General features: G+C 72.7%; 8 protein-coding genes. 3 read left to right on the top strand and 5 right to left on the bottom strand.

Translation table 11 applies throughout. The annotated features are described in order from the left end of the window. Positions 1 to 66: 66 nt before the first annotated feature. Positions 67 to 1,605, top strand: a complete 1,539-nt coding sequence (locus tag IPH07_37970; protein ID MBK6923239.1) for a PilT/PilU family type 4a pilus ATPase — start codon at positions 67 to 69, stop codon at positions 1,603 to 1,605. Positions 1,606 to 1,792: 187 nt separating this feature from the next. After that, a complete protein-coding gene (locus tag IPH07_37965; protein ID MBK6923238.1) occupies positions 1,793 to 4,531 on the top strand; it encodes a protein kinase in 2,739 nt (912 codons plus the stop codon). 13 nt (positions 4,532 to 4,544) lie between these two features. On the opposite strand, the gene IPH07_37960 is transcribed toward IPH07_37965, so the two are convergent. From IPH07_37960 to IPH07_37940, 5 genes are all read right to left on the bottom strand, one after another. Beyond that, on the bottom strand, positions 4,545 to 4,883 hold the full coding sequence (locus IPH07_37960; GenBank protein ID MBK6923237.1) for a hypothetical protein: 339 nt from the start codon (positions 4,881 to 4,883) through the stop codon (positions 4,545 to 4,547). Between the two features lie 79 nt (positions 4,884 to 4,962). Then, the gene (locus IPH07_37955) at positions 4,963 to 5,616 is read right to left on the bottom strand and encodes a response regulator transcription factor (GenBank protein MBK6923236.1); all 654 of its coding nucleotides are present in this window, start codon (positions 5,614 to 5,616) and stop codon (positions 4,963 to 4,965) included. A gap of 150 nt (positions 5,617 to 5,766) precedes the next feature. Further along, the gene (locus IPH07_37950; protein MBK6923235.1) at positions 5,767 to 7,131 is read right to left on the bottom strand and encodes a sensor histidine kinase; all 1,365 of its coding nucleotides are present in this window, start codon (positions 7,129 to 7,131) and stop codon (positions 5,767 to 5,769) included. After that, positions 7,128 to 8,063 (bottom strand): substrate-binding domain-containing protein, encoded by a 936-nt coding sequence (locus IPH07_37945; GenBank protein MBK6923234.1) that lies wholly within the window; start codon positions 8,061 to 8,063, stop codon positions 7,128 to 7,130. Before IPH07_37945 ends, IPH07_37950 begins: the two co-directional genes overlap by 4 nt. A gap of 18 nt (positions 8,064 to 8,081) precedes the next feature. Then, positions 8,082 to 11,240 (bottom strand): tetratricopeptide repeat protein, encoded by a 3,159-nt coding sequence (locus IPH07_37940; GenBank protein MBK6923233.1) that lies wholly within the window; start codon positions 11,238 to 11,240, stop codon positions 8,082 to 8,084. Positions 11,241 to 11,308: 68 nt separating this feature from the next. Here IPH07_37940 and IPH07_37935 point away from each other — a divergent pair, with 68 nt between their 5' ends. Further along, entirely contained in the window at positions 11,309 to 12,217 is a 909-nt protein-coding gene (locus tag IPH07_37935) for a sigma-70 family RNA polymerase sigma factor (GenBank protein MBK6923232.1), read from the top strand. The last annotated feature ends 159 nt before the right edge of the window (positions 12,218 to 12,376 follow it).

The following is a 12,376-nucleotide window of genomic DNA, read 5'->3' as shown; positions in this document are numbered from 1 at the left end:
ATCACGCCTTGTGGCCGCCGGCACGGCGGCTGCACTCTCGTGCCTGCGCGCGCGGAGGCGCATCCCATGATCGTCGATCCGTTGCTCAAGTTGCTCGAAGCCCAGTCGGCGTCCGCGTTGATCATCCGCCCGGCCGCGGCGCCCGTGCTCGAGCGCGCCGGCGCGAAGGTGGCGCTCTCGATGCCGGCGCTCGACGCCGACATGGTCGCGATGATCCTCGAGGAGGTCCTGTCCGAGCCGCAGCGCGCTGCGCTCGCGGGTGGCGACAGCATCGAGAGCGAGCACCGCAGCGGTGACGGGCATCGGTTCTCGGTGCTGGTCGATCGACCGTCGGGGGCCGCCGCGGACCTGCGCCTGAGCTTCCGCCCGGTGGTCGAGCCGCGCGCCGGCGCGAAGACGTCCGCGGCTGCACCCACGCGCGTGGCAACAGCACCGGTGGCGGCGTCGCCGAGCCGGAGCGCCGACGCTCCGATCCCGCCGGCGCCCGCCGCTGCGGTGATGAGCCCGAGCCCCGCGCCGACGCGGACGTACGACGACGCCCAGCTCGCGCGGGCACTCGATCTCGCGGAGCACCACGGCGCATCGGACGTGCTGATCGCGAGCGGCCATGCGGTGCGACTGCGCGTGGGCGGCACGCTCATGGAGCTCGACGACGTCATCCTCGACGAGCCCGCACTGCTGGGCTACTTCGAGCCCCACCTCGATGCCGCGCACCGCGACGAGCTCGCACGTTCGGGCTCGACCGACATCGCGCTCGACCTCCGCGATCGCGGCGCTGGCCGCCGCTGGCGCGTGAACCTGTTCCGCCGCCACGGCGGTGCCTCGGCGGCCCTACGACCGATCCGCACCGATGTGCCGAGCCTTCGCGAGCTCGCACTGCCCGACGACTTCCACGAGCTGACGCAACACCGCAGCGGCCTCGTGCTCGTCACCGGCACCGCGGGCGCCGGGAAGTCGACCACGTTGGTCGCGTTGGTCGAGCACGTCAACCGCACCGCACCCAAACACGTCATCACGCTCGAGGATCCGATCGAGTACGAGTACCAGCCCGCGCGCGCGCTGGTGCAGCAACGCGAGATCGGCCGCCACGTCGCCGACTTCGCCGCTGGCTTGCGAGCCGCGCTGCGCGAGAGCCCCGACATCATCATGGTGGGTGAGCTGCGCGACCGCGAGACCGTCGCTGCCGCGCTCACGGCCGCCGAGACCGGCCACCTCGTGCTCGCGACGATGCACGCCGGCAGCGCCTCGATGGCGATCGATCGCGTCGTCGACGTGTTCCCCGAGCACCAGCAGGGGCAGATCCGCGTGCAGCTCGCGGCGGTGCTGCGAGCCGTCATCACCCAGGTGCTGCTGCCCTCGACACGCCCGCCGGCCCGCGTGCCGGCCTACGAGCGCCTGCTGGTGACCACTGCGGTGGCGGCCAAGATCCGCGATCTACGAGGGCACCAGATCCAGAGCGAGATTCAGAAGGGCCGCGCCGATGGCATGGTGAGCTTCGAGCTCGCGATGGCGCGTCTGGTCCGGGCAGGGCGCCTCGGTGTCGATGTCGCGATGACGTTCGCCAACGACAAGCAGCTGCTCGCCGAGCTGATGCGGCAGATCTGAGTCGCGGATGAACGCGACGCTGCCACCCGCGACGACGGCAAGCAGCGCAGCGACGGGGGATGGGGAGCTCCGGGCCCGCGTGGCACTCGCCCGGCGGCCGTGGGTGCCGCTTGCGAACGCCGATCCAACGGCCATGTCGCGTTCGCCGATCCCCGTGCCCGCAAATGCCTGATAGCCTCCTGCGCGGTTGCGGGAGCCGGACCAGGGCGACGCGCGGATGCGGCTGTTTCCGCCGACGCAGCGGATCAGTCACACGACGGGTGTGGACGCATCGCTGCGCGCACCGCTATCGCCCGCGATCGAGACACTGGGACGATACCTGCTCGAGGAGCGACTGGGCTCCGGCGGCATGGGCGAGGTGTTCCGCGCCCACGACCCCGAGCTGGATCGGGCGGTCGCGATCAAGCGACTGCACCGCTACAGCGACGACGAAGACGCGCGCCTGAGGATGCTGCGAGAGGGTCAAGCCATCGCGCGGCTCAGCCATCCCAACATCGTCGCGGTCTACGACGTCGGCCGCGACGCCGGGACCGGTGACCTGTTCATCGCGATGGAGCTGATCGAGGGCATGACCCTGCGACAGTGGCTGCGCGCCGAGATCCGCTCGTGGCGCGAGGTCGCCGGCGTGTTCGCACAGGCCGGTGACGCGCTGTTGGCCGCCCACGAGCAAGGCATCGTGCACCGCGACTTCAAGCCGGAGAACGTGCTGGTCACGCGCACCGGGCAGGCCAAGGTGGTCGACTTCGGCCTCGCCAAGCCGAGCGAAGACGCCAACGCGGCGGTCTCCGCCCGTGATGCGATCGCCGCCGACGACGATCGCCCGGACGCCGACGTCACCGATCGCGCAGCGGCGTCGTCCTACGCCAGTGATCGCTTCGAGACGGCGTCGCGCTCGGGCGGCTCGCGCCGCGGCGCCTTCGGCAGCGACATCACCCCTGCGGGTGCACGACTCGGCACGCCGGCGTACATGCCACCGGAGCAGGGTAGCAACGCGGCCTCGCCCCGCGCCGATCAGTTCTCCTTCGCGGTGGCGTTGTTCGAGGGCCTGAACGGCTACTTGCCGTTCCCGGGCGAGGGCCCGGCCGAGTACTTCGTCGCGGTGCTCGAAGGTACGGTGCTCGAGTTCCCGCGGCCGAGCGACGTGCCCCTGCGCCTGCAGCGGGCCATCCACCGCGCGCTGAAGCCGGCGCCCGGCGATCGCTTCCCGACGCTGCGGCCGCTGCTCGACGAGCTGCGCCGCGACCCGGCCGCGCGCCGACGTCGGTTCGCCGCGCTCGGTGGCACGTTGTTGACCGGGGCCGCCGTCGCGGTGGGTGCACGCGAGCTGACGCGACCGTCGGACCTGCATCGCCAGCACTGCGATCGCGACGCCACCGCGGTCGCGTCGGTGTGGAACGACGACCTGCGCGGTCGTGTGGCTGCGACCATGCGGGCGGTCGCGGTGCCGTTCGCGGCCGACACCACCGACCGCGTGCTCGCAGCGCTCGACGACGGCAGCGTGGCATGGTCGTCAGCGCGCCATCGCTGGTGCATGGCCGGCCCCATCGAGGGCGCCGCGCCACGGGTCCACGTCGCGATGGGTGCCTGCTTCGATCACATCCTCGCCCGCGAACGCGAGCTGGTGGCGTCGATGAGCGATCCCGATGCCGCCTCGCTGCTGAACGCGCTCGAGGCGATCGAGCGACTGCAGCGCGACCAGGACCGCTGCGAGCAGCCGGCGTACCTCGCCCACTTCGATGGCGCTGACGATCCCCGTCGCATGGAGGCCTTCGAGGTGCTCGCACGCGCCCGCGAGCGCCTCGATCTCGGGCAGACGTCGGCAGGGCTGCGCGCGCTCGATCAGCTGCAGCTGCGCGATGAACCTGCGATCGCACTCGAGCACGGCATCCTGCGCGCTGGGCTCGAGAAGAGCCGTGGCGACCTCGCGCAGGCGCGCGCGCTGCTCGAGCAGGCCGCCCGCGAAGGCCTCGCGGCGGGCGAGCCGCTGCTGGCGGCGGAGTGGAACGCGAACTACGGCGACATCCTCTACGAACTCGGCGACCTCGAGGCGATGACGCGGCCGTACGAGCGCGGCTGGGCGTTGCGGCGCGAGCACCTGGGCGACGATCACGACGAGACCCTGGTGTTGGCTGCGGCGCGCGGACACCTACCCTACGCGACCGGCGACTATGCGGGGGCGCTGGCCATCTATCGCGCGGCCGCGGAGCGCATCGCCAGCCACACCGACGCGCTCGACGGCAATCGCATCTTGCTCGACGAGTGGGTCGCGCAGGCGCTCAGCCACCACGGCGAGCTCGATGCGGCACGGGAGCTGACCGCCGATCTGGTCGAGCGATTGCGTCGCACCCGCGGTGACCGACACCCGCGAACGCTCGACGTGCTCGAGACGCTCGCCACCATCGAGCTGCGGGCCGAACGACCCCAGCTCGCGCTCGACCACTTCCGCGAGAGCATGGAGGCGCGCGCACCGGGTGCCGCCGACCCGATGCTGCGCGCCACGTCACTGGGCAACATCGGCGCGTGCCTGACCAAGCTCGGGCGCCTCGAGGAGGCCGTGACCGCGCTGCAGGAGGCGCTCGAGCTGCTGCAGCGAGCCGGGCTGGCCGACTCGCACGCCCACATCAATGCGCTCGAGGCCAACCTCGCGCAGGTGCACAAGCGCCGCGGTCGTCTCGACCTCGCCGTCGCCGGCTACTCGCGGGTGCGCAGCCGGCTGGAGGCCGCGGGGCTGTCGAACACCACCGATGGCCTGACGGCGCGACTCAGCTACGCGGAGGTGCTGATCGCGGTCGGGCGCATCGACGACGCCATCGACGAGCTGCGCGCGGCCCAGGCCCACGCCGGCGATCCGACCCTGCGCGCACGCATCGACGTGGCGTTGGCCCGCGCCACCGCGGCGCGGCACGATGCCCGGGGTGCAAGATGAACTCGGCGCCGCCTCAATGGGCGGACGGATCGCCTGCGAGGGCGCGGCGGACCTCGTCGATGATCTCCAGCTCGACCTCGTCGATCTCGCCATCGACGGCCGCGGCGGCCTCGAGCTCGCCGAGCAGCTGCATGCGGCTCGCCGCGTCGAGCTGCGCGAGCTTGTCGTCGATCGGCTGACCGATGTCGACGCCGTTGAACACCGCCTGCTTCTGCTGCGCGTCGAAGCCGAAACGCACCATCAGGCGCTCGAGGAAATCGCGCTCGGCGTCGGTGACCGCGGCGTCGGCAATCAACAGCTGCGCCACGATCTGGCAGTAGAGCAGGTTGCGTTCGAACCCGGCGTCGGACATGGACCGCGGGAGCCTACCAGGCCCGCGACTGGCCCGTCGCGGGCCGGCGCGCAGGCGCTGGGCCCGGCGCCCGACGGCCTCAGTCGGCGGTGACGAGGCCGAGCCGGATGGCGTGGCGGACCAGGCCGGCGACGTTCTTGGACTCGAGCTTGGCCATGATGCGGCCGCGGTGCCCCTCGACGGTCTTCACGCTGAGCTCGAGGTCGCGGGCGATCTCGGGGCTCGACCGCCCTTCGGCGACCATCCGGAGGATCTCTCGCTCACGGGGCGTGAGATCGGCGCCGCCGCGCTCGGACGAGCCGCCGACCCGCCGCGAGTCGTCCAGCACGATCCGCGCGACCTCGGGGCTGAAGAAGGCGTGCCCGGCCGCGACCGCGCTGATGGCCGCCAGGAGGTCCGAGAGCCCCGAACCCTTGAGCAGGTAGCCCGCCGCCCCGGCGCGGATCGCCGGCCGCACGTGCTCCTCGGTGCCGTACATCGACAGCACCAGGACCTGCGTCTCGGGCATCTCGGTACGGATGATGCGGGTGGCCTCGACACCGTCGAGGCGCGCGAGGTTGAGATCCATCACGACGACGCTGGGGCGGAGCGTCCGCGCGGCCTCGACCCCGGCGTGACCGTCCTCGGCCTCGCCGACCAGGACGATGTCGTCCCGGCCTTCGAGCAATGCGCGCAGACCTTCGCGCACAATCGTGTGGTCTTCGACCAACAGGACGCGCACCTGACTCGACATGCCGGGGACTGTACAGCAGCGCCAAGGGCCGGCAAACCGCGTCGGAGGCGGCATTTCATGCAGGTGTGTCGCGACGACGCACTCCCACGCGCCCATCGCCGCTGACTCACGCGCGCCACGAGGACCACCGACGAGAAGGGCCCGTTCGCGTCAGCGCGTGGCGGCCGGCTCCCGCACGTCGTTGGGCGTGCGGGGCATGCGGGCGCGGACGCGTGTACCGCTGCCAGGGGCGGATGCGACCTCGACCTGGCCGCCGAGGATCTCGACGCGCTCGCGCATGCCGATCAGACCACGCCGTCGTGGATCGACGTTGGCCTGCTCGAAGCCGGTGCCATCGTCGACCACCTCGATGGTCAAGGCATCGCCGCCGTCGATGACGTCGAGCGTCACGACCTGCGCATCGGCGTGCCGCATCACGTTGGTGAAGGCCTCCTGTACCACGCGGTAGCAGGTGGTCTCGATCGCCGACGACAGCGACTGCTCGAGCTCGATGCGGCGCTCGACCACGACGCGGCCGCGGTGTTCGAGGTCGTCACACATGCGATCGAGCGCCCGCGCCAGACCGACATCCTCGAGCACCGCCGGCCCCAGCGTCGAGACTGCGCGCCGGATCTCCTCGACGGTCTCGTCGACGAGCGCGGTGGTGCGGGCGGCGAGCTGAGCCACGCGATCGATCTGCTCGGGCTTGCGCTGCGCGAGCAACTCACCCACGAGCTGGAGGTTGATGCGGATCGCCGTGAGCGTCTGCCCGGCCGCGTCGTGGAGGTCGCGGGCGATCGCGCGGCGCTCCTGCTCCTGCAGCTCGACCGCGCGGCTCGAGATCTCGCGCAGGTTCTGCTCCTTGGCCTGCAGATCGCCCAGCGCCTGGGACAGCTGCGCCGAGCGAGCCTCGACCAGCCGCTCGAGTCCGGTGTTGAGCGCGGCGAGCTCGGTCTTCGAGGCCTGCAGGCGACCGAGCAGACCGATGATCTCGGCCTCCGCACGCCCGACCGCGCGCAGCGGGAGCCAGTACACCAACGCGGCGAGGCCGAGCGCGATCACGCCGAATACCGCCGCCAGCAGCCCCGTCTGCCGCCGCAGGTCGGCGGTCGTCATCGCGACCCACACCCGCGCGACCACGCGGTTGTTCACGATGACGTCGCTGGTCTGCCACACCGGCCCCTGGGGCTGCAGCGCCTCGAGGGCGGCCGGCGCCTCGGGATCGACGGGCACGCCGAGATCGTCGACCACCTCGACCCGCGCGACGCTCTCCTGCAGCTCGTAGTTGCGCAGGTGTTCGAGCAGCTTGAGCGCGTCGTACTTCCACAGCGCGGGTCGGCGCTCGACATCGCTGCGGATGACGTCGGCGACCTGCCGCGAGGCCGCCAGCGCCTGCACGCTCAGTGCGCGCACGCCGAGCACGTAGAACGCAGTCGGGGCCGTCACCGCCACGATCACCGCCAACACCGACGCCAGCGCCCGCAGCTGTGCCGCGAGGTAGGCCCGCAGCCGCAGCTCGGCGCCGCCCGCATTCACGGCGACGACTCCCCGGCCGCCACGCCCAGCGGCATGCAGCCGAACTCGCGGATGATCTGCTGGCCCTGCGGCGAGTACACGAAGCGGAAGAACGCGGCCGCGCGGGCGTCCGGCTCGCCGCGGGTGACGAAGGCCAGATCCTTGTGGAAGGGATACGCGCCGAGCTCGATGTTCTCGACCGTCGGTCGCACGTTGTCGTAGGCCAGCGCGCGGATCGGCAGGTGCTCGGGGATGTCGCCCGCGCCGAGCAGGCCGATGCTGCCCTCGGTGCTCGCGAGCGCGTCGTTCATGCCGACGTCGTCGTAGATCACGCGCCACCGGCGGGCCTGGTACGCGCGCTCGTTGACCTCCTCGAAGCGCGGCACTCGCCGTGCGATCGCCGCGTGCGACGAGTCGCCGGGCTCGCGCTGCAGCACGATCACGTGACTGCCGTCCTTCCACGCCACGCGCGAGCCGTCGTAGACCGCCAGCAACGCCTCGGCGTCGAGCGAGACGTCGGGCACGCTCGAGTGCACGCCGATGTACACCGGCACGCGCGCGTACGGCACGTAGGCGTTGTGCTCGCGTTCGTCGGGGTGCAGCGGCCGCGACACCAGCGCGACATCGACGGCACCATCTCCGAGCGCACGCATGCCACCGCTCGAACCGACGCTGGTGTGCACGACCGGCGGTGGCGCGCCTTGGCCGGCATAGGCCGCCGCGAGCGCGCGCGTGAGCGGCAGGTTGGAGCCCGAGCCGGCCAGCACCAAGGCGTCGTCGGGGGCGTGGGATCGTTCGGGCGCCACACCCCGCCGTGCGAACACCGGCTGTGGACCTGCAGTGGTCGCGAGCACCATCCACGCGACCAACGCGAGCGCCGCGAGCACGGTCGCCGCGACCAGCATCGGCCAACGCGTGACGGCATCACGGCGGTGCAAGTCGCTCGACGTCAATGACCGCAATGGTACGCGCTACGGCTTCGCACCGTCGATCCACGCCTTCACGTCGGCGGCCAGCGGCTCGTCGGGCGCGAGCGCGGCCAACGCGTCGCGGGCCAGCTGCACCGCTCGCCGCCGCTCCCGCGAGGGCAGTGCACGGGCGAGTGCGAAGCGGGTCTGGGCCATGAACACGGGATCGCCAGCCTGCTGGCCCGGGTCCTCGCGCAACGCCAGTGCGCGCTCGAGATGCTCGCGGGCATCGTCGGTGCGCCCGACGCCGAGTTCGAGCGTGCCCAAGCTCGACAGCGCCTGCGCGAGGTTCGGCGAGCCGGTCGTGGTCGCCAGCTCGATCGCGCGCTGGTAGGTCTCGATCGCCGCCAGCGGCTCGTCGGCCTGGGCTTGCGCGTACGCGAGCGCGTCGAGCACCACCACCAGGTGGGGATGCTCGGGCCCCAAGGCCTCGCGCAGGATGGTCTCGGCACGACGATGCAGCGCGATGGCCTCGCGCACATGCCCGCGATCGACCTCGACCATCGCGAGGTTGGTGCACGTCACGGCAACGCTCGGGTGCCGCTCGCCCAGCACCGCGGTCTCGAGTTCCAGCGCGCGCTCGAAGCCCTCGCGCGCCGCCTCGAGCTCACCGCGCGCGTAGGCCACGCCCGCGAGGCCCTTCCATGCGCGCGCGAGGTCGGAGTCGGCGGCCCCCGCCTCGCGCTGGAACACCAGCCGCGCCTGCTCGAAGCTCTCGGCCGCCTCGGCCTCGCGTCCGAGGTCGGCCAGCACCGTGCCGCGGTTGAGCCGCGCTCGCGCGACGATCACGTGCTCCTCGCCCCACGCGGTCGAGACGATCTGGATCACCCGATCGAACTGCGCCAGCGCCCGCTCGAAGTCGCCGCGCTCGCGCGCCACCGCACCGATGTTGTTGAGCACCGCGGCGAGCTCGGGGTGCTCGGGACCGAGCCACGCCTCGGTCGCGACGCGGACCTCCTCGAAGGCGGCCGCGGCCTCGTCGAGTCGCCCTAGCTGGACCAGCACCGACGCGCGATCGCTGCGCAACAGCAGCTCGTCTCGCCGACAGTCCGGGGTGTGCTCGCAGGCCGCGAGCGCCCGCGCGAAGCCGGCCTCGGCCTGCTCGGGGCGACCGGCCTGCGCGTCGGTCCACGCGAGGTTGCGCAGCCGCACGACCTCGAGGCCGGGGTCGCCACCGTCGAGCGCGGCCAAGCTCCGTGCGGCCTCGTCGGCGATCTGTCGCGCGCGATCGAACTCTTGACGGAAGTAGCCCTCGAGCCACACGAGCTCGATCTGCGCGCGGGCGCGACGACGCAGGTCGTGCACGCGATCGGCGGCCCACTGCGCCGCGATGAGCTCGCGCTGGGCCCCGTCGAGATCGCCGGCCGCCATCGCCTGACGCGCCCAGGCCGTGCGCGCGTCGGCCTCCGTACCACCCTCGTCGAGCCGGCGCGCGCGCGCGAGCGCATCGTCGAGCAGCTCGCGTGCGGTGGCGATCGCGCCGGCGCGCTCCCACGCGTGGGCCTGCGCGAGCAGCCCCTGCACCTCGAGCAGCTCTGCTCGCAGCTCGTGATCCTCGGGCAGCGCGGTCGCGAGCGCGTCATCGCGGTCGCACCGTGCCGGGTCGGACAGCCCCGACACCGCCGTGACCGCCTGCGCGAGCGTGGTGCTCGTGCCCTGCTCGAGCGCCGCCAACAGGGTCTCGAGCTCGGTGCGCGCGGCCGTCAGGCACATCATGCGTCGATCGAGTTGATCGTCACCGATGCTGCCCTCGCTGCCGGCGCGGCAGGTGGCGTCGCGCATCTCGATCCAGCGGTCGGCATAGGCGTCGATGCCGGCCACCACATCGGTGCGTGCGCGCGACAGCCACGGTGCTGCGCCGACGAACGCCGTGCTCGCGGTGGCCCGGCGCGCGTCGTTCCACACCGTGGCCATGGCATGGGCGCCGCGCTCACACGGCGTGGTGGTCTCGACCGCAGGCGATCGACCCAGCCACAACGCGCCGAGCAGCAACACGCTGCCGCCCAGCGCAGCGCCCCGACGCACGACCCGACGCTGCAACACGCGCTCGAGCCGATCGACCACGTCGAACATCGAGGGGTGGCGCTCGGACGGCTGGGTCGCGCACGCCCGCACCAGCAGCTGCCGCAGCGACCGCGGCACCGGCCCCCTCGACAACTGCACCGCGAGCGAGGGCGCGTCGGTCTGCGCGAACGGGTGCGCTCCGAGCAGCGCCTCGGCGAAGGACACCGCCCACGCCCACTGGTCGGCGCGGCCGTCGATGGCCGACGATCCGCGCTGCTCGGGCGCCATGTAGGCCGGCGTGCCCAGCATCGCGTGGGTCTGCGTGACGTTGCCCGCGATGGGGGTCTCGCCCAGTAACGGCTGCACCACCGCGGGCACCGGCTCCGCGCCCACGAGCATGCGCGCGAGCCCGAAGTCGAGCACCACCGCACGATCGCCGGGAGCCATCATCACGTTGCCGGGCTTGAAGTCGCGATGCACGATGCCGAGCTCGTGCGCCGCCGACAGCCCCCGCGCGGCGCCGAGGAACGCGGCTGCGATCGCGCGCCAGCTCCGGCGTCGGGCGTCGAGCCACTGCCGCAACGTGGGGCCCGCGACGAACTCCATCGCCACGAAAACGGCCTGACTGTCGTCGGGGAGCACGGCCTCGCCGACGTCGTAGACGGCGACCACGTTGGGGTGGCTGAGCTGGGCGATCGCCCGCGCCTCGCGGAGCAGCCGCGCACGGCCGTCGGCGTGCCGCTGCGATCGCGCGCGCAGGAGCTTGATCGCGAGCGTGCGATCGAGCGCGGGATCCCATGCGTCGTAGACCACGCCCATGCCGCCCGCGCCGATGCGCTCGCGCACCACGTAGCGCCCGAGCTGCCAGCCCGGCGGCAGCCGCTGCTGGAGGTCGGTCACCGCCAGTGGCAGCGAGCCCGCGCTGGCATCGCGGGACTCCTCGCGCATCGCCGCGGTCGCGACCTGGTCGGGCACCGCCCACGCCAGCTCGCTGGGTGTCGGCACCAGCAGCGGTGAGCGGGCCACCCACGCCACCAGCTCGCGACACTGCTCGCAGCGATCGAGGTGCGCCTCCAGGCGCGTCTGCGCGTCGTCGTCGAGCTCGCCGCCCATGAGCGCGAAGAGGTCGTCCTCGCGCAGGCACGCCTCGGCGGTCACGCGCACCCCTGCTTCGCCCGCGGGCGGGTTGCGGTGGCCGCCGAATCCGTGCAGCCTAGCGATCGAGCATGAACGCCGCGCAGCTGTGCGCCCTGCTGCTGGAGCGCCGTGCGCTGGCCCAGCCGCTGCCCGACGATCGACGCGACGCGCTCGCGGAGCTGCTGCAGGCCCGCTGGGAGCGTGCGCTGGCCCGGCGTCCGCGGCTGCGCGTGGAGCCCGTGGCCTGGATCGACGCGGTCGCACACGCGCTGCCGCCCGACGCCGAGCTGCCGCAGGCGCTGGAGAAGCTGCACACCGATGATCTCCTGCTGGTGGCCGCCGTGCGCACCGGCGCCGCGGCGGCGCTGGCCCAGCTCGAGACCGACGTCATCGAGCCGCTGTCGCGCGTGCTGGGGCCGATGCAGCTGCCGGCTGCGGTCGTCGACGACGTCCAGCAGCTCGTGCGCACGAAGTTGCTGGTGGCCGACGGCGAACGCGGCCCGCGTCTGTTCGACTACTCGGGGCGCGGTGAGCTGCGCAGCTGGGTCGGCGTCATCGCCACCCGCGAGGCGCTGTCGCTGCTGCGCCGCGACGGCCGCGAGAACACCCCCGCCGACGACGTGCTGATGGCTGCGCCCTCGCCCCTGACGGGGCCCGAGCTGGGCTTCCTCAAGGACCGCTACAAGGACGAGTTCCGCGTGGCCTTCACGGCCGCGCTGGCCGAGCTGTCCCCGCGGGAGCGCAACGCGCTGCGGCACCACTACGTCCACGGCCTCACCATCGATCAGATCGCCGCGCTGTACGGGGTGCATCGGTCGAACGCCGCACGCCGCATCGCCAAGGCCCGCGAGTCGCTGCTGTCGACGACGCGTCGACGCCTGGTGCTGGGGCTGAACGTGGACCGCGGTGAATTCGAGAGCATCATGCGCCTGATCGAGAGCCGGATCGACGTGAGCATCGCGCGAATGCTCGGGCATGACGACGGCTCCGTCGCGTAGACGCCGGGGCCGCGGGGAGGTCGCGAAAAAAACCGGGGGGCGCCGGGCCGCCCGCTCGCGGCGTCTGCGGGCGCGGGATCGCGAGTCGGCGCGACCCGCGAGCCCGCGCCCGCGGTCCACGATCGAACCCCCCGCGAGCCCCCGTGGCCCCCATCCGTG

Source organism: Deltaproteobacteria bacterium (genome assembly GCA_016709225.1).
Taxonomy (GTDB): domain Bacteria; phylum Myxococcota_A; class Polyangia; order Nannocystales; family Nannocystaceae; genus Xiheibacterium; species Xiheibacterium phototrophicum.
Note: the sequence above shows the minus strand (reverse complement) of the source record. Positions and strands in the feature narration are given on the sequence as shown.

Bases quoted from the DNA above. Each gene is read 5' to 3' on its own strand.
- IPH07_37955 (MBK6923236.1), bottom strand. From the start codon at position 5,616: ATGTCGAGTCAGGTGCGCGTCCTGTTGGTCGAAGACCACACGATTGTG.
- IPH07_37935 (MBK6923232.1), top strand. From the start codon at position 11,309: ATGAACGCCGCGCAGCTGTGCGCCCTGCTGCTGGAGCGCCGTGCGCTG.
- IPH07_37970 (MBK6923239.1), top strand. From the start codon at position 67: ATGATCGTCGATCCGTTGCTCAAGTTGCTCGAAGCCCAGTCGGCGTCC.
- IPH07_37960 (MBK6923237.1), bottom strand. From the start codon at position 4,883: ATGTCCGACGCCGGGTTCGAACGCAACCTGCTCTACTGCCAGATCGTG.